The organism is Actinophytocola sp. (assembly GCF_036002505.1).
In the GTDB taxonomy this organism is placed as follows: Bacteria; Actinomycetota; Actinomycetes; order Mycobacteriales; family Pseudonocardiaceae; genus DASYTH01.
The window spans coordinates 1-24177 of sequence record NZ_DASYTH010000365.1 but is presented as its reverse complement, the minus strand read 5'-3'; the positions used below and the strand labels follow the sequence as shown (position 1 = coordinate 24177).

Annotated in this window: 21 protein-coding genes; 14 read left to right on the top strand and 7 right to left on the bottom strand. The window is 71.9% G+C overall.

Translation table 11 applies throughout. From position 1 onward, the window contains the following. Nucleotides 1-244: 244 nt before the first annotated feature. A complete protein-coding gene (locus VGR06_RS31955) occupies nt 245-796 on the bottom strand; it encodes a DUF3558 family protein (RefSeq protein ID WP_327562898.1) in 552 nt (183 codons plus the stop codon). Next, complete coding sequence (locus VGR06_RS31950) at nt 796-1626, bottom strand: helix-turn-helix transcriptional regulator (RefSeq protein ID WP_327562897.1); 831 nt, start codon at nt 1624-1626, stop codon at nt 796-798. Before VGR06_RS31950 ends, VGR06_RS31955 begins: the two co-directional genes overlap by 1 nt. Before the next feature lie 93 nt (nt 1627-1719). On the opposite strand from VGR06_RS31950, the gene VGR06_RS31945 reads away from it, so the two are divergent. Then, the gene (locus tag VGR06_RS31945; RefSeq protein WP_327562896.1) at nt 1720-2145 is read left to right on the top strand and encodes a hypothetical protein; all 426 of its coding nucleotides are present in this window, start codon (nt 1720-1722) and stop codon (nt 2143-2145) included. On the opposite strand, the gene leuS is transcribed toward VGR06_RS31945, so the two are convergent. Continuing rightward, on the bottom strand, nt 2129-4948 hold the full coding sequence (gene leuS, locus VGR06_RS31940) for a leucine--tRNA ligase (RefSeq protein WP_327562895.1): 2820 nt from the start codon (nt 4946-4948) through the stop codon (nt 2129-2131). The two genes, VGR06_RS31945 and leuS, sit on opposite strands and share 17 nt — an antisense overlap. A gap of 175 nt (nt 4949-5123) precedes the next feature. Between leuS and VGR06_RS31935 the strand changes: the two genes are divergently transcribed. Continuing rightward, nucleotides 5124-5534, top strand: coding sequence for an SdpI family protein (locus VGR06_RS31935; RefSeq protein WP_327562894.1), 411 nt, complete (start codon nt 5124-5126; stop codon nt 5532-5534). Here the strand turns inward: VGR06_RS31935 and VGR06_RS31930 are convergent. Continuing rightward, nucleotides 5515-6585: a hypothetical protein gene (locus VGR06_RS31930; RefSeq protein ID WP_327562893.1), complete on the bottom strand. Its 1071-nt coding sequence runs from the start codon at nt 6583-6585 to the stop codon at nt 5515-5517. The two genes, VGR06_RS31935 and VGR06_RS31930, sit on opposite strands and share 20 nt — an antisense overlap. A gap of 51 nt (nt 6586-6636) precedes the next feature. After that, nucleotides 6637-7209: a YqgE/AlgH family protein gene (locus tag VGR06_RS31925; RefSeq protein ID WP_327562892.1), complete on the bottom strand. Its 573-nt coding sequence runs from the start codon at nt 7207-7209 to the stop codon at nt 6637-6639. Nucleotides 7210-7713: 504 nt separating this feature from the next. Between VGR06_RS31925 and VGR06_RS31920 the strand changes: the two genes are divergently transcribed. Then, nucleotides 7714-8949, top strand: a complete 1236-nt coding sequence (locus tag VGR06_RS31920) for an MFS transporter (protein ID WP_327562900.1) — start codon at nt 7714-7716, stop codon at nt 8947-8949. Here the strand turns inward: VGR06_RS31920 and VGR06_RS31915 are convergent. Beyond that, nucleotides 8927-10339, bottom strand: a complete 1413-nt coding sequence (locus VGR06_RS31915) for a CCA tRNA nucleotidyltransferase (RefSeq protein ID WP_327562899.1) — start codon at nt 10337-10339, stop codon at nt 8927-8929. The two genes, VGR06_RS31920 and VGR06_RS31915, sit on opposite strands and share 23 nt — an antisense overlap. 114 nt (nt 10340-10453) lie before the next feature. Here VGR06_RS31915 and VGR06_RS31910 point away from each other — a divergent pair, with 114 nt between their 5' ends. The 9 genes from VGR06_RS31910 (at nt 10454) to VGR06_RS31870 (ending at nt 20793) form a co-directional block, all read left to right on the top strand. After that, nucleotides 10454-10960, top strand: coding sequence for an NUDIX hydrolase (locus VGR06_RS31910; RefSeq protein WP_327562891.1), 507 nt, complete (start codon nt 10454-10456; stop codon nt 10958-10960). Further along, on the top strand, nt 10957-13137 hold the full coding sequence (locus VGR06_RS31905; protein ID WP_327562890.1) for a DUF6049 family protein: 2181 nt from the start codon (nt 10957-10959) through the stop codon (nt 13135-13137). Before VGR06_RS31910 ends, VGR06_RS31905 begins: the two co-directional genes overlap by 4 nt. Before the next feature lie 35 nt (nt 13138-13172). After that, nucleotides 13173-14789: a murein biosynthesis integral membrane protein MurJ gene (murJ, locus tag VGR06_RS31900; RefSeq protein WP_327562889.1), complete on the top strand. Its 1617-nt coding sequence runs from the start codon at nt 13173-13175 to the stop codon at nt 14787-14789. Nucleotides 14790-14852: 63 nt separating this feature from the next. After that, nucleotides 14853-16415, top strand: coding sequence for a protein kinase family protein (locus VGR06_RS31895; RefSeq protein WP_327562888.1), 1563 nt, complete (start codon nt 14853-14855; stop codon nt 16413-16415). Nucleotides 16416-16596: 181 nt separating this feature from the next. Further along, nucleotides 16597-17223: an RNA polymerase sigma factor SigM gene (gene sigM, locus VGR06_RS31890; protein WP_327562887.1), complete on the top strand. Its 627-nt coding sequence runs from the start codon at nt 16597-16599 to the stop codon at nt 17221-17223. Next, nucleotides 17220-17990: a hypothetical protein gene (locus VGR06_RS31885; RefSeq protein ID WP_327562886.1), complete on the top strand. Its 771-nt coding sequence runs from the start codon at nt 17220-17222 to the stop codon at nt 17988-17990. Before sigM ends, VGR06_RS31885 begins: the two co-directional genes overlap by 4 nt. A gap of 105 nt (nt 17991-18095) precedes the next feature. Beyond that, nucleotides 18096-19103 carry a thioredoxin-disulfide reductase gene (gene trxB / locus VGR06_RS31880; RefSeq protein WP_327562885.1) on the top strand — a complete coding sequence of 336 codons (1008 nt, stop codon included), beginning with the start codon at nt 18096-18098 and terminating at the stop codon, nt 19101-19103. Nucleotides 19104-19144: 41 nt separating this feature from the next. After that, on the top strand, nt 19145-19474 hold the full coding sequence (trxA, locus tag VGR06_RS31875; RefSeq protein ID WP_327562884.1) for a thioredoxin: 330 nt from the start codon (nt 19145-19147) through the stop codon (nt 19472-19474). 182 nt (nt 19475-19656) lie between these two features. Then, entirely contained in the window at nt 19657-20793 is a 1137-nt protein-coding gene (locus VGR06_RS31870; RefSeq protein ID WP_327562883.1) for an N-acetylmuramoyl-L-alanine amidase, read from the top strand. Nucleotides 20794-20958: 165 nt separating this feature from the next. Here the strand turns inward: VGR06_RS31870 and VGR06_RS31865 are convergent, their stop codons facing one another. Next, nucleotides 20959-21585, bottom strand: a complete 627-nt coding sequence (locus VGR06_RS31865; RefSeq protein WP_327562882.1) for a GNAT family N-acetyltransferase — start codon at nt 21583-21585, stop codon at nt 20959-20961. Between the two features lie 184 nt (nt 21586-21769). Here VGR06_RS31865 and VGR06_RS31860 point away from each other — a divergent pair, with 184 nt between their 5' ends. Further along, entirely contained in the window at nt 21770-23089 is a 1320-nt protein-coding gene (locus VGR06_RS31860) for a PLP-dependent aminotransferase family protein (protein WP_327562881.1), read from the top strand. Nucleotides 23090-23202: 113 nt separating this feature from the next. Beyond that, on the top strand, nt 23203-24162 hold the full coding sequence (locus VGR06_RS31855; RefSeq protein ID WP_327562880.1) for a D-alanine--D-alanine ligase: 960 nt from the start codon (nt 23203-23205) through the stop codon (nt 24160-24162). Nucleotides 24163-24177 lie beyond the last annotated feature (15 nt).

Sequence of the window (24177 nt, the reverse complement as noted above, 5' to 3'; positions counted from 1 at the left end):
GCCGGCGCCGGCGGCGTCGATGAGGTTGGCGGCGGTGAGGCCGATCCGGCCGAAGGCGCCGAGCGGGCCGGACGCGTCCGGAGCCGGGCGGTTCCGGTCCAGCCAGTCGGCCATCTCGTCGGTGGCGTGCTGGGCAGGATCACCGTCCGGCATGGTCACCCCTCGGTAGTCGAGCATCTACCCAGGGCAGTGTAGTGGCCGAACGGGCAGCCCGCGGGTGGTTCGGCAAGCCCACCCAGGCCGGTCAGGCGCCGGGCAGCCGGGGATGCAGCAGGGTGGCCAGCTTGATGGCCTCCAGGCAGGCGGCGCCCTCGTTGTGGTCGTAGCGGACGAGCAGGACGTCCAGCACGGCGATGCGGGTCACATCGAGGGTGACATCGCAGAGGCCGGGGTACTCATCGCCGCCGTAGCGCACCAGCGCAGCCCGGCGGCCGGCAATGGTGATCTTCCTCTTGGCCGGCGCGGTCTCCTCGAACGCCGCGAGCGGGGTCGCGCCCATGGTGACGGTCGTGGCGAACTCCGTGCCCGTCCAGGCGCACCCGAAATCGAGGGCCCTTTTCTGCGGCGTGCCCGGGAAGGTGAGCCCGAACGACTCGGCCTCATCCGCGGAGATCAGCTCGCACGGTTTGAACTCGAGATATGCCCGCGGGTTGGCGGTCGCGCGTGGCCCCGGCGAGGCGACCGCGCGCGGCGGGCTCGTCCCGAGCGAAGGGGTCACCCGGCCGCCCGCGGTCGGGGCCTCCGGTGTGCCGCACGCGGCCAGCGCCAGCAGCAGCACGAGGAGTTGTCGTGGCATCACAGCTCCCTCGCGGCGTCCCGGATCAGCGCGGCGGACCGGGTCCTGGACAGCGCGCGTGACGTCAGCGCCTCGAACGCCGCGCGGTAGCGGCGTACCGCGTCCTCGTCCTCGACGTACTCAGCCCCGGTCAGGTGCTCGAGATACACCACGGCCGGGTCCTGCGCGAACTCCAGCACGGTGAACGAACCGCACGTCGCGCCGGCCGCGAACGGCAGCACCTGGAGCGCGACGTTCTCCCGCTTCCCAGCCACCAGCAACCGGTTCAACTGCTCCCGCATGACCTCCGCGGAGCCGACCCGGCGCCGCAGCACGCTCTCGTCGAGCACGAACCGCCACGTGCCCGCGTCGAGGTTCGCCTGCCTTTCCCGGTACAGCCCGACCAGGGCGATCACCTGCTCCGCCGGCGCCGGCTCGGGCCGCGCGGCGAGCACCGCACGCACGTAGTCCTCGGTCCGCAGCAACCCGGGCACTAGATCGGACCGGTAGGCCAGCACCATGGACGCCTCGGTCTCCAGCCCGACGTACGACCGGAACCACGGGTGCATCGCGCCGGCGTACGGCTCCCACCAGCCGCGCTCCCGCGCCGAGCGGGCCAGCTCCACCAGGGCGTCCCACCGGTTCCCGGTGACGCCGTAGAGCTCCAGCATCGCCTTGGCGTCCGGCACCGTGACGGTCACGTGCCCGTTCTCCAGCTGGCTGATCTTCCCGGGCGAGCAGCCCAGCTCCCTCGCCACGTCGGCCGCCTTGATACCGGCTTCGTCGCGCAGCCGGCGCAGCTCCAGCGCCAGCCGGCGCCGCCGCACCGTCGGCGAGTTCCGTGTGCTCATGCCCCAACCATCCGGCAAGACCCACATGCACGGAAGTCACATCACCCGATTGTGCGAGTACATTTCCTAAACTTCAGGATCTAACGTTCAGCCATGGAGCGCACCGACTGCGAGGACGCGGCCCAGCGCTATCTGGAGCGCTTCGGCTGGCCGTGCGTCGCGGATGGGTTCGCTGTCTGGGCCCTGGCCGGTCAGGCCTTCGACGCCGTCGACATCTCCGCGCCCCACGGATCTGCCGTACTCTCCGCCCTGCGCAACGAGACCGGCCACCCACCGCAAGTGATCACCGTTCCCGGCGACCCAGCCATCTGGCGGTTCCTCGTCCACCCTCGAGCACACGTCCTCCGGACCTGGCGAGCCACCCTCACCACGGCCGGCGCGCACCACCTCACCACGGCCGCGCGTATCGAGTTGCCGCCCACCCGGGTGCCCGGCGGCGAGCTCACCTGGGTCCGACCACCGCTGGGCAGGCTGACCACCCTGGACCAGCTGGTGGCCGCACTCACAGCACTACGTTGACCAGCTTGTCCCGCACCACGATCACCCGGCGAGGCTGACCGCCGTCGATCAGGGCGGCGATCTTCTCGTCGGCCAGCGCGGCGGCGGTCAGCTCCTCGTCGGAGGCGGAGACCGGAACCACGACGCGGGAGCGGACCTTGCCGTTGACCTGGATCGGGTACTCCCTGGTGTCGTCCACCAGGTAGCGCTCGTCGGCCACCGGGAACGGGCCGCGCACCAGGGACCCGGTGTTCCCCAGCCGGGCCCACAGCTCCTCGGCGACGTGCGGGCACATCGGCGCCAGCATCAGCACCATCGGCTCCACCACCGCGCGCGGCGCGCCATCCGGGAAGTGCTTGGTGACGTGGTTGTTCAGCTCGATCAGCTTCGCCCCGGCGGTGTTGTACCGCATCTCGGCGTAGTCCTCGTGCACGCCGGCGACGGTGCGGTGCAGCGCGCGCAGCGTCGGCTCGTCCAGCGCGTCCTCGGACACCCGCAGCGCGCCGGTCTGCTCGTCGACGACGTTGCGCCACAGCCGCTGCAGGAACCGGTGCGCGCCGACGACATCCTTGGTCGCCCACGGCCGCGACTGGTCCATCGGACCCATGGACATCTCGTACAGCCGGAACGTGTCCGCGCCGTACCGCTCGCACATCTCGTCCGGCGTCACCACGTTCTTCAGGCTCTTGCCCATCTTGCCGTACTCCTGGCGGACCTCCTGGCCGTCATAGTAGAAACGACCGTCCACTTCGGACACTTCCTCGGCGGGTACATAGACGCCGCGGGCGTCCTTGTAGGCGTAGGCCTGGATGTAGCCCTGGTTGTACAGCCGGCGGTACGGCTCGTCCGCGCTCAGGTAACCCAGGTCGAACAGCACCTTCTGCCAGAACCGGGAGTACAGCAGGTGCAGCACGGCATGCTCGATGCCGCCGATGTACAGGTCGACGCCGCCCGGGTCCTGCGTGCCGTGGATCTCCGGGCGCGGGCCCAGCCAGTATCGCTCGTTCTCCGGGTCGACGAACCGCTCGTCGTTCACCGGGTCCACGTAGCGCAGCTGGTACCAGCAGGAGCCGGCCCAGTTCGGCATCGTGTTGGTGTCGCGGCGGTAGGTCCGGCGCCCGTTGCCCAGGTCCAGCTCCACCTCCACCCAGTCGCGGGCCTTGGACAGCGGCGGCGACGGCTCGGTGTCGGCGTCCTCCGGGTCGTAGGTGGTCGGCGAGTACTCCTCCACCTCCGGCAGCTCCACCGGCAGCAGGTGCTCGGGCAGCGCGATCGGCGTGCCCTCCTCGTCGTAGACGATCGGGAACGGCTCGCCCCAGTAGCGCTGCCGGGAGAACAGCCAGTCCCGCAGCTTGTACTGGATCGTGCCCTGGCCGTGGCCGTGCTCCTCCAGCCAGGCGATGATCGCCTTCTTGGCGTCGTCGATGTTCAGCCCGTCCAGGAACCCGGAGTTGATCGCCGGGCCCTCGCCGGTGTACGCCTTGCCGTCGAAGTCCGGGCCCGGCGCCACGGTGCGCACGATGGGCAGGCCGAACGCCTCGGCGAAGTCCCAGTCCCGCTGGTCCTGCCCGGGCACCGCCATGATCGCGCCGGTGCCGTAGCCCATCAGCACGTAGTCCGCGATGAACACCGGGATCCCGGCTTCGTTGACCGGGTTCACCGCGTACACGCCGGTGAACACCCCGGTCTTGTCCCGGTTCTCCTGACGGTCCAGCTCGGACTTCATCGACGCCGCACGGCGGTAGGCGGCCACGGCCTCGCGCGGCGAGGCGGCGCCAGCCGTCCACCGGCTGTCCACATCAGACGGCCAAGTCCCGGTCGTGATCTCGTCGACCAGTGGGTGCTCCGGCGCCAGCACCATGTACGTCGCGCCGAACACGGTGTCCGGCCGCGTGGTGAACACCTCGATCGCGCTGCCGCCGACCGGGAACGAGATCCGCGCGCCGTGCGAGCGCCCGATCCAGTTACGCTGCATGGCCTTGACCTTCTCCGGCCAGTTCAGCCGGTCCAGGTCGTCGATCAGCCGGTCGGCGTAGGCGGTGATCCGCATCATCCACTGCCGCAGGTTCTTCCGGAACACCGGGAAGTTCCCGCGCTCGCTGCGGCCGTCCGCGGTGACCTCCTCGTTGGACACCACGGTGCCCAGCCCCGGCACCCAGTTCACCGGCGCGTCGGACAGGTACGCCAGCCGGTACCCGTCGATGATCTCGCGCTGCTCCGCGCCGGTCAGCTCACACCAGCCTCGACCGTCCGGTGTGGACCGCTTGCCCTGCGCGTACTCCGCCTCCAACTCGACGATCGGCCGCGCCCGCCCAGCCCGCGCGTCGTACCACGAGTTGTGGATCTGCAGGAAGATCCACTGTGTCCAGCGGTAGTACCCGGGGTCGATGGTGGCGATCCGCCGCCGCTCGTCGTGACCCAGCCCCAGCCTGCGGATCTGCCGCAGGTAGGTCTCCATGTTCTCCTCGGTGGTCTTGCGCGGATGCTGACCGGTCTGCACCGCGTACTGCTCGGCCGGCAGCCCGAACGCGTCGAAACCCATGGTGTGCAGGACGTTCCGCCCGCTCATCCGGTGGTACCGGGCGAACACGTCGGTGCCGATGAACCCCAGCGGATGCCCGACGTGCAGCCCCGCCCCGGACGGGTACGGGAACATGTCCTGCACGAACAGCTTGTCCGCGGGCAGCGGACCGGCCAGCGGACCGACCGGGTTCGGCGCGTGGAAGCTGCCGTGCTCCTCCCAGTAGTCCTGCCAGCGGCGCTCGATGCCGCCGGCCAGCGTGGCGGTGTACCGGAACGCCGGGGTGGCCTCAGCCTCAGTCATCGGGGGTTCCTCCTGTAGCCGCTCCTGAACAGAACAAAACCCCTCCGCCGGATGGGCGTGAGGGGCTGCCGCGCCGACCAACTTTCCGCGGTCAGCGCGGCCCGGTAAGGAGCAGGCGTGCCGTGCTCATGGACCTCAGGATAGCCCCCGCGCACAAGACGCTTAGCATCGACGGGTGCTCCTGCTCACCGCCGTGCCCGTGCTCGCCGGGCTGCTGATCGCCGCCGTCGGCCTGCTCGGACTGCGGGAACGCTTGCCGCGCAACCGGTTCCTCGGGGTGCGCACGGCCGCGACGCTGCGCGGGGACGACACCTTCCGGCTGGCCAACCGGGTCGCCGGCCTGCCCACCCTGGTCGGCGGACTGGTCGGGATCGTGGCCGGGCTCGCCGGCCTGCTCATGCCCGGCACCGCCGGCCTCGTCGCCTGCGTGCTCCTCGGTCTCGCCGGCATGCTCGCCATCACCGTCGCCGCCGGCGCGCTCGGCCACCGCGCCGCGCTCGCCCTGCCGGAGCCCGCGCCCGGCGTGCCGCCCCGGTGCGCCGGCTGTGCGTGCGGCAACTGCCCGGTCATCGCCGGGAGCAGGTGAGCCGCAGCGGCGCGGCCGCGATCGAGTTCCGGCCCGGCGGCAGGCCTTGCCCGTTGCCCCCGATCTGGATCAGCACCTGCGCGGTGTTGACCGTGATGCTCGCCCCGATCACCCACTTCCCGCGGCTGACCGCCTGGTCGATCATGAACTGGGCGATGTTGACCTCGATGTTCTCGAACCGGTCCGCCACGTCGTACCAGACCGGCGCGGACGCGTTCGCCGAGTCCGGGATGTGCACCTCGACCAGGCACCGCCGCGGGGCCGGCCCGTTCAAGCTGAACCGCCACTGGAAGTAGTTCTCCGGATGGCTGTCCGCCCACGGGTCGTAGATCAGCGCGGAGTACAGGTACCGGTTGTCGCAGTCGTCGCCGGTGTAGGTCCCGCCCCGGGCCTCCCGCCAGCCGTCGTCGCCGGGCGCGCTGGAGATGTGCACCTGCCTGGTGAAGTCCATCGGGCACGCCGGCCCGGCGACCGCCTTGAACTCGGTGGGCGGCGTGCTCGGGGTGAACGGCGGCGCCGGCCGGGTCGACGCCCGCGCGGTCGTCGACGTGGTCGCGGCGCTCGAGGGCGTGGTCACCGGCGACGTCGGGGCGAGCTCGGTCAGGGACGTCGACGGCATGGCCGCCGGCACCCACGGCGTGGAGGTCTCCCGCGGCGCCTGCGGGGTGTTGGCCACGACCACCGTCCACACCAGCGGGGCGACCACCAGCCCGGCGAGCACGAACGCCACCCGCACCCGGCGCCGCTGGCGCAGCCGAGCCGGCTCGGGGAAGGGCACCGGGTCGTCCGGCTCCTCCGGCAGCGGCGGCGCGGGTCGCTCCCCGGCAAGGTCCCGCCAGCGATCGGCCCAGGCGCCCGCGTCCCCGCCGCAGGCGCTGACGTAGGCGAGGGTGACGGTCAGCGGCGGCAGCGCCTTGCCGGCGGCCGCGGCCGCGAGGTCGGCGGCGGAGTAGCCGGTCTCCCGAGCCATCACCTGGTAGCTGGGACTGCCCACCCGGCGGCGCAGATCCCGCAGCCCGCGGGCGAAACTCTCGAGCCGACGTTCGTCCATCCCCGACCCCCTATGTTCACATCGCACAAGGGGTTCGGAGCCGGGACGGGTTCAGTTGGTCCGGACGTCTCCCGGGTGCGTGGCGAGCAACGCCAGCGGCATGCCCTGCCGGCGCAGCACCCGGCCCCAGAGATCTTCGTCCGGCGGGGCGAGCACGTCATTGGGCAGCGCCGGCACGACGATCCAGTCGCCGCGGTCGATCTCGCCGGCGAGCTGGCCGACGTCCCAGCCCGCGTAGCCGGCGAACACCCGCAGCCCGCGGACCTTGGGCACCAGCGCCTCCGGGTCGGAGTCCAGGTCGACCAGCGCCACCGGGCCGCGCACCCCGATCAGCCCGGTCACCGCGGCCATGTCCTCGCCGGTGCGCATGGCGGCCAGGCAGATCGCGGTCTTCTGTTCGACCGGGCCGCCGACGTACACCGAGCCCGGCCGGCTCACATGCGGTCCCCAGTTCGGCAGCACATCGTCCACCGGCACATCACTCGGCCGGTTCAGCACGACGCCCAGGGTGCCCTCGCCCCGGTGATCGATGATGAACACCACCGTTCGCCGGAAGTTCGTGTCAAGCAAGCTGGGTGCCGCGACGAGCAGCGTGCCCGGCTCAACGTCGGCGTCGGGGTGCACCTGCGAATGATCCCATCCGGGTCTCAGCCGGGAACAACCCGGAGCCCACGCTCGTTGGACGGGCTGTCGGCGCCATCGAGTCCCCCGGGCCCAACCAAGAACCGCCGCCGCGGAATACCGGCAAGCTGGAGCCGCGACGCGCATTTCGCCGAGAGGCGACCGGGCGCCGGACGATCTGGGTGATCCCTGCCTGCGGAGAGCGCAGGCGGGGATCGTCCGGGTTTGTTCTGGGGGGGCGACCCCCAGACCCCCACGGTGCTTGCTCCTCCGGACCCGGCGCTGGGGCGCGTTGGTCTTGGACCAGCGGGGCTTTGCCCCTCTGGAATTTCTTGGGGGATTGTTGGCCAAACAGGTCATCCCAGCCTCACGGGGCGCCCCGTAGGCTGGAGCCCCGTGAGTACTCCGGCCGACGCGCCATCAACTCCTGCGGTGCCGGTTTCCGCACTGCATGTGGATGACCGCGGCCACCATCATGATCGGATCGGACCCCGCCGGCTGCTGGGCATGGCGGGTTTCCGCCGGCTGCTGCTGAGCCGGTTCGCCGCGCAGTGGGGCGACGGCCTCTTCCAGGCCGGGCTCGCCGGTGCCGTGGTGTTCAACCCGGAGCGCCAGGCCTCCCCGCTGGCCATCGCCGGCGGGTTCGCCGTGCTGCTGCTGCCGTACTCGCTCGTCGGACCGTTCGCCGGCGCCCTGCTGGACCGCTGGGACCGCCGGCGCGTGCTGGTCATGGCCAACCTGCTCCGCGCGCTGCTGGTGCTGGTCACCGCCGTCGCCGTCATCGCGGGGGTCGGCAACGACGTGCTCCTGGTGCTCGCCCTCGTCACGGTCGGCATCAGCCGGTTCCTGCTGGCGGGCCTGTCCGCCGCGCTGCCGCACGTGGTTCCGGTACGCAACCTGATCGAGGCGAACGCCCTGGCCGCGACGCTGGGCGCGATCACCGCCGTGCTCGGCGCGGTCTGCGCGGTCGGCCTGCGTGCGGTGTTCGGCGAGGGCGACGCCGGCTCCGGGCTCACCACGAGCGTGGCCATGGTCGGCTCGCTGCTGGCCGCGGCGATCACGGTCCGGTTCGTCCGGGGGGCGCTCGGTCCGGACGAGGTGGACGAGCCACCCGAGGCGCTGCTGGCCATCGCCCGGGGGCTGTTCGACGGCGGTCGGGCGGCACTGCGCGCGCCGAGCGTGTCCGCGGGGTTCGTGGCGCTGATCGCGCACCGGGCCTCGGTCAGCATCTCGTTGCTGATCACGGTGCTGCTGATGCGCTACAGCTTCACCGACGCCGGCCCGCTCAAGGCCGGCATGGCGGGTCTGGGTGAGATCCTGCTCGCCGGCGGGATCGGCATCCTGCTGGCCGGCATCACCACCGCCCGGCTGGTGGGTCGGTTCGGCCGGCGCCGCTCGATCTGCTCGGCACTGTTGCTGGCGATGCTCGCGGAGCTCGGCTTCGGCCTGTCGATGACGCTGCCGGCGGCCGTGCTGGCCACCTTTGTGATCATCTACGCCGGTCAGGTGGTCAAGCTCTGCGTGGACGCCGCGTGCCAGCGGGACATCGGCGACGAGACCCGCGGCCGGGTGTTCGCGCTCTACGACACCATGTTCAACCTCACCCAGGTGATCGCCGTGGCGCTGGCCGCGACCGTGGTGCCGCCGGACGGCCGGTCCACCGGGCTGATCATGGTGGCGACCGTGCTGTACCTGCTCGGCGTCGCCGGCTTCGGGCTGGTCAGCCGGCGGCAGGTGGCGTGATCCCGCGCTCGGCCGCCCAGCTCATCAGCTCGGCCACGGCGTCGTCGTGCTCCAGCGGGCCGCGGTCCAGCCGGAGCTCCTTGAGGTGCTTCCAGGCCTGACCGACCAGCGGCCCCGGCGGGATGCCGAGCAGCCGCATGATCTCGTTGCCGTCCAGGTCCGGCCGCACCCGGGCGAGGTCCTCCTCGGCGGCGATCCGGCCGATCCGCTCCTCGAGCTCGTCGTAGGTGCGCTGCAGGGCCAACGCCTTGCGCCGGTTGCGGGTGGTGCAGTCGGCGCGGACCAGCTTGTGCAGCCGGGACAGCAGCGGCCCGGCGTCGGTGACGTAGCGGCGCACCGCCGAGTCGGTCCACTCGCCCCGGCCGTAACCGTGGAACCGCAGGTGCAGGTACACCAGCGTGGACACGTCGTCGATGATCTCCTTCGAGTACCGCAGCGCGCGCAGCCGGCGCCGGGCCATCTTGGCGCCGACCACCTCGTGGTGATGGAAGCTCACCCCGCCGTCCGGGATGTGCCGGCGGGTGTCCGGCTTGCCGATGTCGTGCAGCAGCGCGGCCAGCCGCAGCACCAGGTCCGGCTCGCTGCCCGGCTCCTCCAGCGCGATGGCCTGGTCCAGCACGACCAGCGAGTGCTGGTAGACGTCCTTGTGCTGATGGTGCTCGTCGATCTCCAGCCGCATGGCCGGCACCTCGGGCAGCACGTGGTCGGCGAGCCCGGTGCCGACCATGAGCTCGACGCCCGCCCCCGGCCGGGTGCCGCAGAGCAGCTTGGAGAGCTCCGCCTGCACCCGTTCGGGGGTGATGCGGGTGATCTGCTCACTCATCGCGGTCATCGCGGCGACCACCCGCGGGGCCGGCCGGAAGCCGAGCTGGCTGACGAACCGGGCGGCGCGCATGAGCCGCAGCGGGTCGTCGGCGAAGGACTCCTCGGGCGCCGCCGGGGTGTCCAGAACCCGCTCGGCCAGGGCCTTCAGGCCGCCGTGCGGATCGATGAATTGCTTTGTCGACAAGTCGATGGCCATCGCGTTGACCGTGAAGTCGCGCCGCATCAGGTCATCCACAATGGAGTCGCCGAAGCGCACCTCGGGGTTGCGGCTCACCCGGTCGTAGAAATCCGCCCGGAACGTGGTGACCTCGACGGTCACGCCATCCTTGCTCGCCCCGATCGTGCCGAACGCGATCCCGATGTCCCAGACGGCGTCCGTCCACCGCGCCAGAATCGGCTGGACCTGCTCGGGCCGGGCGTCGGTGGTGAAGTCCAGGTCGTTGCCCAGCCGGCCGAGCAGCGCGTCCCGCACGCTCCCGCCCACCAGGTACAGCCGGTGACCGGCCGCGGCGAACCGGCCGGCCAGCTCACCGGCGACCGGGGAGATCCTCAACTGCTCGACCATGGACGGGGACAAGGACGTCGACACAAGAATCGAGCGTATCCGGCGAGTCGCCCGGTTTACCCCGGCACCTCCGGCGACGGCCCCCGACCGCGTGGTCACACTACGATCGCGGACATGCCCACCTCGTCCGGCCGATCTCGCGGCACCCGCTCCGGGCGCCGGAGCCGGCGGCGTGGCCGCCGGGTCGCCGCGGTCGACGAGACCTCGGCCGGGGGCGTGGTGCTCGACGCCGACCAGGCGAATGTCGCCCTGATCGGCCGCCTGGACCGGCGCGGCCGGCTGCTCTGGTCGCTGCCGAAGGGGCACATCGAGGAGGGCGAGACACCCGAGCAGACCGCGGTGCGCGAGGTGGCCGAGGAGACCGGCATCTCCAGCGAGGTCCTGCGCCCGCTCGGCACCATCGACTACTGGTTCGTCGCGGACAACCGCCGGATCCACAAGACGGTGCACCATTTCCTGATGCAGGCGACCGCGGGTGAGCTCTCCGACGCCGACATCGAGGTCACCGAGGTCGCCTGGGTGGCGTTGGACGAGTTGGACGCGCGTCTCGCCTACGCCGACGAACGCCGCCTCGTACGCAAGGCCCGGGAGCTCCTGTCCGGGCAGGAGGACACGGCATGAGCCGTATTTCAGCGGTGATCATCGCCACGGTCATGCTGGCGCTGGTCGCCCTACCGCTGGCGGGCGCGCAGCCGGTGCCGGACCAGCGGAACCGGATGCGCCTGGACGTCGAGTCGCTGAGTCCCCGGGTGATCACGGCGACAACCCCGACGGTCAGCGTCACCGGCAAGGTGACCAACACCGGCGACCGGCGGATCAACGACGTCAAGGTGCAGCTGCAGCGCGGTGAGGTGCTGAACACCGAGCAGAAGCTGCACGACCTCGCCGGCCGCTTCGTCGACCCGGCCCGGTCCCCGTTCGTCGCCGTGGCCGCCAAGCTCGACCCCGGCGAGAGCGCGCCGGTCACGCTGACCGTCCCGGTGCGCGGCACCGAGACGTCGCTGCGCATCGACACCCCCGGCGTCTACCCACTGCTGGTCAACGTGAACGGCCAGCCCGATTTCGGCAGCATGGCCCGGCTCGCCACGGCCTACCTGCCGGTGCCGGCGCTGTCCGTGCCGGATGGCGGCAACACCCCGGTGCCGCCCGACCCGGCCCGGCTCACCCTGCTCTGGCCGCTGATCGACGACTACCCGCGGCGGCTGCCCTCGCCGGACCCCCGGCCGGTGCTCACCGACGACGGGCTGGCCACCTCGCTCGCCCCCGCTGGCCGGCTCTACGGCCTGGTCCATGCCGTGGCGCAGGTGGCCACCACCGACCCGGCGCTGCTCGACGCGATCTGCCTCGCCGTCGACCCGGACCTGCTGGAGACCGTGCAGCAGATGGCCACCACCGGCTACCGGTTCCGGGACCCGGCCGGGCACCTGGTGGACGGCACGGGCGCCGGCACGGCGAAGACCTGGCTCACCGCGCTGCAGGAGCTGACCACCGGCCGGTGCGTGATCAGCGTGCCGTACGCCGACGCCGACCTGGTGGCGCTGTCCCGGGCCAGCGCGGTCGACCTGGAGAAGCTGGCGCTGACCAGCGGCACCGCCGTGCCCGACCTGCTCAAGCCGGCACCGCTGTCCGGGGTGGTGCTCTGGCCGGCCGGCGGCACGCTCGACCAGCGCACGCTGCTCGACCTCGCCGGCACCGCGCCGACCACGGTCATCGCCGACCCGGCGCACCTGCACAACCGGCAGGGCGAGGCGCCGTACACGCTCGGCGGCGCGTCCGCGGCCCGCCCCATCCGCGCGCTCGCGATCGACACGCTGGTCTCCGGCGGGCTCGACGACGCGCAGCGGTCCAGCCTGATCGGCTCGGACGAGGAGCGTCGGGTGTCGGTGCAGAACGGCGTGGCGACGCTGGCGTTCAAGACCGCGTTCGCCGGTGCGGCACCGTCCGGCGGCCGGTCCATCCTGGTCGCGCCGCCCCGCCGGTGGGCCGCACCGGCCGCCGAGCTCGACGTGTACCTGCAGGCCGTGCAGCAGCTGCTGGCCGCTCGCCTGGCACAGGCGGAGCCGCTCACCGACAGGGTCGCGGCGGTGCCGAGCGGGACGGCCGCCGGGCTGGACTACGACGCGCAGGACGGTGCGGCCGAGATCACCTCCACGGCCACCGCGGACGCGGTCCGGGTGTACAACGCGGAGCGCGACCTGGTCCGCGCCATGGTGCCGGACGACACGATCCAGGTTGAGCCGAGCGCACTGGTCAGCCCGCTGGAGTTCGGGTTGCTGCGCGGCACGTCGACGGCCTGGCGCGGACACGGGGACCAGGCCACCAGGGCGATCGGCGAGGTCGCCGCCCAGCTCGACGCGCTCCGGGCGCAGGTCAACGTGACCAACCCGGGCCGGCCGCTGACCCTGGCCTCGGGCAACAGCCCGATCCCGGTGCTGATCAGCAACACGCTTCCGGTGACGGTGATCGCCCGGGTCCGGCTGGCGGACACGCCGGGACTGCGCCCCGGGGCCATCCCGGATGTGATCATCCCGGCCCGCGGAGCGATCAACCGCTACCTGCCGGCGGAGGTGATCCGCTCCGGCCGGTTCACCGTGGACGTGTCGCTGTCCACCCCCGGCGGTACGTCGCTCGGCTCGACCACCCGGCTCGAGCTCACCTCCACCGCCCACGGCTCGGTCACCCTGATCATCACCGGCACCGCGGCGGCCGCGCTGTTCCTGCTGGCCGGGCTGCGCATCTTCCGCCGGGTCCGGGCCGCACGGGTGGCCCCACCACCGGCTGAGGGCGGTGCGAGCTGACGGTGAGCACGCGCGGCGTTGCACAATCACAGGCCGTGACCCGCCGCATCCGCACACCCGGCTCACCGTCGCTGGCCCGGGCCAGCGGCGGGCTCGCGGTCGCCACGCTGACCAGCCGGATCACCGGGTTCGCCTGGAAGGTCGTGCTGGCCTGGGTGGTCGGGTTCAGCCTGGTCAACGACTCGTTCACGGTGGCGTCGAACTTCCCGACGATCATCAACGAGCTGCTCCTGGGCGGCGTGCTGACCAGCGTCGTGGTGCCGCTGCTGGTCCGGGCGCAGAAGGAGGACGCCGACCGCGGCGAGGCCTACACGCAGCGGCTGCTCACCGTCGGCTTCGTGGTGCTCTGCACCGGCACGGTGCTCGCCGTCGCCGCCGCGCCGCTGCTCACCGCGGCCTACACCAACGAATCCGCCTCGAACCCGAGGCTCACCACCGCGTTCAGCTACCTGATGCTGCCCGCGATCGTGTTCCTCGGGATGAGCGCGATGCTCATGGCGGTGCTCAACGCGCGGCAGCGGTTCTCGGCGACCGGCTGGGCGCCGGTGCTCAACAACCTGGTCATGTTCGTGGTGATCCTGTTGTACGCCGTGCTGCCCGGGCAGATCACGCTGGACCCGGTGCGGATGGGCCAGCCCAAGCTGCTGGTGCTCGGCCTCGGCTTTCCGCTCGGCATCGCCTCCCAGCTGCTGCTGCTGGTGCCGGCGCTGCGCCGGACCGGGTTCACCTTCCGCTGGCGCTGGGGCTGGGACCGGCGGCTCGCCGAGTTCGGTGGGCTCGCCGCCTGGGTGGTGGCCTACACGCTGCTCGGCCAGCTCGGCCTCTCCGCGGTGACCAACGCGGCCACCTCGGGTGCCAACGGCGGAGCCGCGATCTACGCCAACACCTGGCTGCTGCTGCAGTTCCCGTACGGCGTCATCGGCGTCTCGCTGCTCACCGTGATCATGCCGCGGATGAGCGCGGCCGCCGCGGACCGCAACTTCCCGGCCGTGATCGACGACCTGGCCCTGGGCAGCCGCCTGTCCATCGTGTTCCTGGCGCCGCTGTGCGCGCTGATGACCGTGCTCGGCCCGCAGATCGGCACGGCGCTGTTCTCCATCGGCAACGCCGGCGCCGACGCCACCCGGCTGGGCCTGGCCATCACCTCGTCGGCGTTCGGCGTGCTGCCGTACGCGATCGTCATGCTGCAGCTGCGGGTGTTCTACGCGATGAAGGACTCGCGCACCCCGACGCTGATCATGCTGATCATGACCGCGATCAAGGTGCCGCTGTCCTACCTGTGCCCGCACGTGCTCGAGCCGCGCACCGTGGTCTACGGCCTGACGTTCGTCAACTCGTTCACGTTCGTGGTCGGCGTCATCGTCGGCGACCTCTGGCTGCGCCACCGGCTCGGCCGGCTGGGCACCCGCCAGGTGCTGCGCACGCTGATCAAGACGCTGGTGGCGGCGACCTGGGGGGCGGGCACGGCGATGGCGGGCACGCTGCTGCTCCGGTCCGGTCTCGGGCCCGACTCGGCGGCCGCCGCGTGGCTGTCGCTGATCGTCGGCGCGCTGGGCGGCGGGGTGGTCACGTTCGGCTTGATGAGCCTGCTCCGGGTGCGGGAAACCGATGCGGTGTTGAACCGGTTGACCCGGCTGGTCCGTCGTACCTAGCACACGGGCGGACCACCCCTTGTTCACGTAGTCTCGTGAGCAACGCAAGACGCGGAGAGTGCGGTGACGACCAGACGGACCGAGTTCCCGGGCGGCGAAGGCCAGCCGGTGGCGCCGGCTACCGATGAGTCACTGGTGCCCGGCGCGGTCGTAGGAGACGGCCGGTACCGGCTGCTCGCCCAGTTCGGCGTGGACGAGCGGATCTCCGCCCAGCTCTGGCGGGCCCGGGACGGGCAGCTGCGCCGCGACGTGGCGCTGACCATGCTGGTGGGTGACGCCGGAAACGCGCCGGCGGCCCAGGCGGCCCGCCGCACCATCGAGCGGGCCGCGCACGCCGCGCGGATCGGCCACCCGGGCATGGCCCGCGTGCTCGACGTGCTCAGCCTGGGCAACGGGATCGCGCCGAACGAAGGCCTGCTGGGCATGGTGGTCGCGGACTGGTCGCAGGGCACCGACCTGATCGACCTGGTCACCGACCGGCCGCTGCCGCCCGGCACCGCCGCCCGCCTGCTCGAGCCGCTGGCCTCGGCGGTGGAGGTGGCCCACCACGCCGGCCTGGTGCTCGGCGTGGACCACCCGCAGCGGATCCGGGTCACCCCGGAGGGCAGCCTGCGCCTGGCGTTCCCCGGCCCGCTGCCCGACGCCACGCTGCGCGACGACATCCGCGGTCTCGGCGCGATCCTCTACCTGATGCTCACCGGCAGCTGGCCGCTGCCCGGCGGCTCCGAGGTCCTCCCGCACGCCGCGATCGGGCCGAACGGGATGGTGGTCCCACCGAGCATGCTGCGGCTGCAGATCCCCGAAGAGCTGTCCATGGCAGCCGTGCGCAGCCTCGAGGACACCTCGGTGGGCGGCATCCGCACCGCGGCCACCCTGATCGAGGTGCTGGCCCGGGTCGCGGACACCGAGGAGCCCACGGAGCTCCTCCGCCCCGCCGGGCCCGGCGCCGACGGCGGGGACGAGGGCAGCACGGTCTGGACCACCCGCCCGCCGGCGCGCGACCGGACCCGCACCCGCAAGCTGGTCATCGGCGTGAGCGTGCTCGGCGTGGCCACCATCGGCGTGCTGATCTGGCTGGGCACCCTGCTGATCGGCTTCTTCAGCGACGACACCTCGGTGGCCAGCGGCCCCACCGTGCAGGCCACCCGGCCGTCCAGCCCGGGCGCCCCGCCCAACGCCGCGCCCCCGCAGCCGGCCGGGCCGATCCAGCCGGCCGCGGTCAGCGTCTACAACATCAAGGGCGACGCCGACAACGCGAAGCGGGCCAACAACGCCGCCGACGGCAACCAGAAGACGGTCTGGCGCACGGCCAAGTACAAGCAGCAGTTCCCGGTGCTCAAGCCGGGCATCGGCCTGATCGCCTCGTTCGCCGAGCCGCTCCGGTTCGCCACGGTCACCATCGACTCGCCCAGCGCCGGCACCCAGGTGGAGATCCGCAGCGCCCCGTCGGACAAGCCGGCCCTCGAGGACACCAAGGTGATCGGAAAGGCCACGCTCACCGCCGGCCGCACCGAGATCAAGCTGGACAACGCCGAACCCACCCAATTCCTGATCATCTGGATCAGCCAGCTCGGCGAGGGCAACATCTCTGAGGTCGCCGAGGTCGGCTTCGTCCGCGCGCAGTGATATTCGGGCTCACTCCGCTCGCATGAGCGGGCCTTGACGTGGTGTCTTCCCTCCTGCGCTGCTCGGCCACTCGCTGGCGCTCGCGACCTGCGCTGCTCGTCGGTCCAGACACCACCGGCCCGCTCGGATCTGTGGGTGCGCCAACCCGCCTGTACTCGGCGGTGGTCGATATATTCAGTCCGTGACCGCCGCCGCGAGTTCGGATGCCGCCCTGATCGCGGCGCACGCCGCGGGTGATCCGCGGGCGTTCGGCGAGCTGGTGCGCCGCCACCGGGACCGGATGTGGGCGGTGGCGCTGCGCACCCTGCGGGATCCGGAGGAGGCCGCCGACGCGCTGCAGGAGGCGTTCATCTCGGCGTTCCGCGCGGCCGGCTCGTTCCGGGCGGAGTCGCAGGTCACCACGTGGTTGCACCGGATCGTGGTGAACGCCTGCCTGGACCGGGTGCGCCGGCGGCAGGCCCGGCCCACCGTGCCGCTGCCGGACACCGGGCCGGGTGAGCCGGTCACCCCCCGGGACGCCATGTCCGAGCGGGAGACGCGGCTGGTGGTGCAGCGCGCGCTGAACGAGCTCTCCGACGATCAGCGGGTGCCGATTCTGCTGGTGGACGTGGAGGGCTACTCGGTGGCGGAGACCGCGCAGCTGCTGGGCATCGCCGAGGGCACGGTGAAGAGCCGGTGTGCCCGCGGCCGGGCGAAGCTTGCCAAAGTTCTGGGCCATCTGCGGAACCCCGATGCAGATGCGAACGTCCCAGGTGACGCTGTTGATGGGCGAGGCGCGACGGCGCGGCGTCACTGGGAGGGGCAATGACCGAGGAGAGCCGGAGCGGTCCGGTCGGGCCGCCGTGGTCTGTCGACGTGCTGGCCGACCTGCACGCCGGCGCCCTCGACTCCGCGCTCTCCGCCCAGCTCTGGCCCCGGGTGAACGCCGACCCCGAGGCCCGCGCCGTGATCGAGGCCCTGGACACCGTGAAGGTCGAGCTCGGCCAGCTCGGCGCCGCCCCCGCCGCGCCCATGCCCGCCCACCTCGCCGCCCGGTTCGACGCGGCGCTGCGGACCGAGCTGTACCGCACGGCCACCGCCCCTCCACCCACACCGCCGGGTGCGGCCCCGGTGGTCGACCTGGCGGAGGCCCGCCGGCGGCGCAACCGCCGGACGGCCTGGGGGGTCGGCCTGCTGACCGCCGCGGCCGCCGCCATCGCGGTGACCGTCGCGGTGCTTCCCGGGCAGGGCACCTCCGGCAACCCGGTCGCGGCCATCCCGGGCAGCAACAGCGCCAATCCGCCCTTGCCGGTCGACAGCGGCAACCTGTCCGCAGCCATCGGCGGCGTCAACAGTCAGCGCGACTACGGCCCGCTCAAGGACCAGCAGGGCCTGGACAAGTGCCTCGAGGCCAACGGCATCGACCCGAGCTCGGTGCAGACCCTCGGCGTCCGGCAGGTCATGCTGGACGGCAAGCGGGGCGTTTTCGCGCTGCTCACCACCGGCCGGCTCGGCCAGTTCCGGGTGCTGATCGTGGAGCCCACCTGCGGGCCGGGCAACCCCGGCCGGATGGTGAACACCCTGCTCCCGTCCTGACTCTTCCATCGTGCTGGGTGCGCCCTGTCACGCGCGGGATCGGAACAACCGACACATACGATCGTGTTGACACCGGTGCAGCTCGCGCAGTGACACGGAGGGCAGATGTCGCAGGAGACCAACGGGATCCGCAACCTGATCATCGTGGGTTCCGGACCGGCCGGCTACACCGCCGCGGTGTACGCCGCGCGCGCCCAGCTCGACCCGCTGGTGTTCGAGGGTACGCAGTACGGCGGCGCCCTGATGACCACAACCGAGGTGGAGAACTACCCGGGCTTCCGCGACAGCGTCATGGGCCCCGAACTGATGGAGCAGTTCCGCGCCCAGGCCGAGCGGTTCGGCGCCGACCTGCGCAGCCAGGACGTCGAGGCGGTCGAGCTGACCGGGCCGGTCAAGTACGTGACGGTCGGCACCGAGCGGTACGCGGCGAAGGCCGTGCTGCTGGCCATGGGTGCCGCCGCCCGCTACCTCGACGTGCCGGGGGAGCAGCGGCTGCTCGGCCACGGCGTGTCCGCGTGCGCCACCTGCGACGGGTTCTTCTTCCGCGACCAGGACATCCTGGTCATCGGCGGCGGCGACTCGGCGATGGAGGAGGCCACCTTCCTCACCAAGTTCGCGCGGACGGTGACCATCGTGCACCGGCGCGAGGAGTTCCGGGCCTCCCGGATCATGCTGGACCGGGCGCGGGCCAACGACAAGATCCGCTGGCGGCTGAACGCTGTGGTCACCGAGGTGCTCGGCGACGCCGGCGTCACCGGAGTGAAGATCCAGGACACCGAGACCGGCGAGGAGTCCGAGCTCGCGGCCACCGGAATGTTCGTGGCGATCGGCCACGACCCGCGCAGTGACCTGGTGCGCGGCCAGGTGGACACCGACGCCGACGGCTACGTGAGCACGTACCCCGACCGGGGCGGAGCGAGCTACACCAACCTCGATGGCGTGTTCGCGGCCGGCGACCTGGTGGACCACACATACCGTCAGGCGGTGACCGCCGCCGGATCGGGCTGCGCCGCATCGATCGACGCCGAGCGCTGGCTCGCCGAGCACGGCGAGTCGCACGCGCAGCAGGCCCCTGAGCTGGTCGGTGGCGGCTACGCCCCGACGAACGGGTAACCGTTACCCGACCACATCACCCACCCACGAGGAGAGAACTGATGGGCGCCAACACCGTGATCGTGACCGACAAGACCTTCGCCGCCGACGTGCTGAGCAGCGACAAGCTCGTGCTCGTCGACTTCTGGGCGGAATGGTGCGGCCCGTGCCGGATGGTCGCGCCGGTGCTGGAGGAGATCGCCGCCGAGCACCCGGACGAGATCACCATCGCCAAGCTCGACATCGACGAGAACCCGGGCACCGCCCGGGACTACCAGGTGATGTCCATCCCGACCATGATCCTGTTCAAGGGCGGCGAGCCGGTGAAGCAGATCGTCGGCGCCAAGCCGAAGGCCGCGCTGCTCCAGGATCTCGCCGACTACCTCGGCTGATTCCGGCAACCCCCGGGTACGGGTCGTGCGTCTCTTTGATGGGCGGGTCCGGCACATGTGTGCTGGGTCACCGCCCAGACGCACCATGTGACCCTGCGAGCCCCGCTCGGAACGGCAGGGCAGAATAGGGCCCACGTAACCGCGCCGACGCCAGGTCGGTGCCCGATCCGGAGCGAGGCTGCATGCGGGTACTGCGCCGCGGCGATGGGGGTCCTGCCGTTGCCGAGGTCCGGTCGACTCTTGCCGCCTTGGGGCTGCTACCACCGGTGAACGGGCACGGCCCGGGTGAGGAGTTCGACGAGGCGGTCGAGCATGCCGTGCGCTCGTTCCAGCAGCAGCGTGGCCTGATCACCGACGGCATCGTCGGGCCGACCACGTACCGGGCCCTGCGCGACGCCACCTACCAGCTGGGCGCCCGGCCGCTGGCGTTCCTGGTGTCCGCCCCGGTCAGTGGCGACGACGTGTTGCAGCTGCAGGTAAAGCTGCTGGAGCTGGGTTACGACGCCGGCCGGCCCAACGGCGTGTTCGGCGCGCAGACCGAGCATGCGCTGCGGAGCTTCCAGCGGGACTGGGGCATCACCGTGGACGGCATCTGCGGCGCCGAGACCGTGCACGCCCTGCGCCAGCTCTCCCCGCGGACCCGGGGTGGCCGTCCGGTGCTGCTCCGCGAGCAGGAGCGGGTCCGCCGCGCCGGCCCGCGGCTGCGCGGCAAGCGGATCGTGCTGGATCCGGGCCACGGCGGCGCCGACCCCGGGGTGACGGTCGGTGACGTGCGCGAGGCCGACCTGATGTGGGACCTGGCCCGCCGGCTGGAAGGCCGGATGATGGCCACCGGCATGGAGGCGCTGCTCTCCCGCGCCGAGGACACCTGCCCGGACGAGGGCGAGCGCGCCCACTTCGCCAACGACGAGGGCGCGGACCTGTTCCTGTCGCTGCACTGCGACGCCAACAGCTCGCCGCTGGCCCAGGGCGTGGCAAGCTTCCACTTCGGCACGGTGCACGGCACCACCTCGACGCTCGGGGAGACCCTGGCCGGGTTCATCCAGCGTGAGCTGGCCGTCCGCACCGGGCTGCTGGACTGCCGTACCCACCCCAAGACCTGGGACAGCCTGCGCCTGACCCGGTGTCCGGCGGTCCGGGTGGAGATCGGCTACCTGTCCAACCCCGAGGATCTCGCCCGGCTTGCGGATCCGGCGTTCCGGGACGTCGTCGCCGAGGGGATCCTGGTCGCCGTCAAGCGCCTCTACCTGCTCGGCGAGGGCGACCAGCCGACCGGCACGTTCACCTTCGCCGACGTCCTGGCCCGCGAAACCGTCTAGCGCGTACTGACGGATCATCACCAAGCGGTGACAGCACTTCGCCCAGGCCAACGGAACCTCAGGGGACCGTGACGGCACCCAGCCACAATCAACCCGACAACCGCAGCGTTCCCCGGGAACGCAACGACAGCAGTTAAATCCGGAGTGGCGGGACTGTGAGGCGGGTCAGTGCAGGGCGGGGGAGGCGGTGCTTACCGTCACCGTGCCGAGCAGCTGCGCGAGTGCCGCCTCCACGTCCTCTTTCCAGGACAGGGCGGTGCGCAGCTCCAGCCGCAGCCGGGGCCACCGGGCGTGCGGGCGGACGGTCTTGAAGCCGACGCTGAGCAGGAAGTCGGCGGGCACCACGCAGCTCTTCTCGGTGTCGTCCGGCTTGGCGTCGCCGAACGCCTCGATCGCCTTCACGCCGCGGCGGGTGAGGTCCTTGGCCACTGCCTGGACGAGCATCCGGCCGAGCCCGCCGCCGCGGAACTCGGGGAGCACGTGGAAGCCGGTGAGCACGACCGCGTCCGGGCTGACCGGGGAGGTGGGGAACGCCGCGGCGCGCGGGACCGCGTTGGGCGGGGCGTAGAGCACGAACCCGACCGGAAGCTTGTCGCTGTAGACGATCCGGCCGCAGGAGCCCCATTCGAGCATGACGCTGGAGACCCAGGCCTCCTTCTCGAGCTCCGTGGTGCCGTACTCCTCGGCTTGGTCCCGCAGGTGCGGGGCGAGCTCCCAGTAGACGCACGACCGGCAGTGCTTGGGGAGATCCTCGAGGTTGTCCAGCGTGACGCCCACGACGCGTCGCGACACCTGACCTCCCCGACTGCCGTCCACGTCCCTCGCGTGCCACTCGACTGCGCGCCAGAAGCAGGAGACGCGCACGCATACCCACGACAGGATAGGCCGCGGTGGCCTCGACCGGAACTCCCCGGGGGCGGCTACTCCATCCAGTTACACTCGGACGGATTTTCAGCATCTTCGCCACGGAGCCGGCATGACGACACCGGGACAGTCACCCGAAAGGCTGGGCGCGCGCAGCCTGGATCCGCATCTGCACCGCTATGCGGCACGGGCGGTAGGCATGACCGCCTCCGAGGTCCGGGCGCTGTTCGCGGTCGCCAGCCGGCCCGAGGTGGTGTCCCTTGCCGGCGGCATGCCGAACCTGACCGCGCTGCCGCTGGACTCGATCGCCGCGGAGCTGGCCGGCGTGATCAGCCGGGACGGCCTGGTCGCGCTGCAGTACGGCTCGGCGCACGGCCTGCCGGAGCTGCGGGAGCAGATCTGTGACGTGATGGCCCTGGAGGGGGTGTCCGGGCACCCGGACGACCTCGTGGTCACGGTCGGCTCTCAGATGGCGCTGGACATGGTGACCAGGATCTTCTGCGATCCCGGCGACGTGGTGCTCGCCGAGGGTCCGTCCTACGTGGGCGCGCTCGGCACGTTCGCGGCCTACCAGGCGAGCGTGGTGCACGTGGGGATGGACGAGGAGGGCCTGGCGCCGGAGGCGCTGCGGGCCGCGCTCGCGGCGATGGCGTCGGCCGGCAAGCGGGTCAAGTTCCTGTACACGATCCCGAACTTCCACAACCCGGCGGGGATCACGCTGGCGGTGCGCCGGCGCGCGGAGATCCTGGACATCTGCGCCCGGCACGGGGTGCTGGTGGTCGAGGACAACCCGTACGGACTGCTCGGCTTCGACGGCCAGACGTACCCGGCGCTGCGCTCGATGGACGCGGACAACGTGGTGTACCTCGGGTCGTTCTCCAAGACGTTCGCCGCGGGACTGCGGGTCGGGTGGGTGCTGGCGCCGCACGCGGTGCGCGAGAAGCTGGTGCTCGCGGCCGAGTCCGCGACGCTCTGCCCGCCGACGCTCAACCAGCTGATCGTGTCCCGCTACCTCGGCACGCACGACTGGCAGGGGCAGATCAAGTCGTTCCAGCAGACCTACCGGGACCGGCGGGACGCGATGATCTCGGCGCTGGAGCAGCACATGCCGGCCGGGTGCACGTGGACCCGGCCGGACGGCGGATTCTTCGTGTGGATGACCGTGCCGGAGGGGGTGGACACGAAGGCGATGCTGCCGCGGGCGGTCACCGCCCGGGTGGCCTACGTGTCCGGGACCGGCTTCTACGCCGACGGGCTCGGCCGCCGGCAGATGCGGCTCTCGTTCTGCTACCCGACGCCGGAGCGGATCCGGGAGGGCGTCCGGCGCCTGGCCACGGTGCTGGCCGAGGAGCTCGAGCTGTACGACACGTTCGGTCCGGCGGCGCGGCGGGCCGGTTCGGGCCCGCAGGTGCCCACTCCGGACACTGCGTGAAATGCCTGCTTGGTAAGGAACATCGTGGGATCCACAGGGAACGGTCGGATCGGACCGATTGTTTGTCCACTGTGGATAGTTGACACTTCGGCGAGGTCATGCGAGGAGTACGGGTGTCCGATCGTTCTGTAGCGGTGCTCTCCGGGGGCCTCACCCACGAGCGCGACGTGTCCCTGCGGTCTGGGCGGCGGCTGGCCGCGGCGCTGCGCTCGGCGGGCGTCGCAGTGGAGGAGTGGGACGCCGACGCGGCGCTGATGACCCGGTTGCGGGACGAGCGTCCGGACGCCGTGGTGATCGCGTTGCACGGGGACCAGGGGGAGGGCGGCTCCATCCAGACCGTGCTGGAGCTGCTCGGGGTGCCGTACGTGGGCAGCGACTCACACGCCTGCCGGCGGGCCTGGGACAAGCCCACCGCGAAGGCCGAGCTGGCCCGGGCCGGGCTCGCCACGCCGGACTGGGTGGTGCTGCCGCACAGCACGTTCCGCGAGCTCGGCGCGCAGGCGGTGCTGGCGGCCATGGTCGACCGGCTGGGCCTGCCGATGATGCTCAAGCCGGACCAGGGCGGGTCGGCGCTGGGCGCGCAGGTGGTCCGCGACGCGTCCGGCCTGCCCGCGGCCATGGTCGACTGCCTGGCCTACGGCAACACCGTGCTGGCCGAGCGGTTCGTGGAGGGCGTCGAGGTGGCCGTCACCGTGATCGAGGACGGCCACGGCCCGCTCGCCCTGCCCGCCGTGGAGATCGTGCCGGAAAGCGGTGTCTACGACTACACCTCCCGCTACACCGCCGGCCTCACCGACTTCCACACCCCCGCCCGCCTCGACGAGCCGGCCGCCGCCGCGGTCGCCGAGCTGGCCGTGTCCGCCCACCGGCTGCTCGGCCTGCGCGACGTGTCCCGTACCGACGCCATCGTCACCGCGGACGGGACCGCCCACTTCCTGGAGGTCAACTCCTCGCCCGGCCTCACCGAGACCTCGCTCCTGCCGATGGCCATCGAAGCCGCCGGCCGCTCCCTCGGCGACATCTACGCCGCCCTCATCGAGCGCGCCCTCGCCCGCCGGCCACCGTCACCGTGACGTAACTGCCGTGTG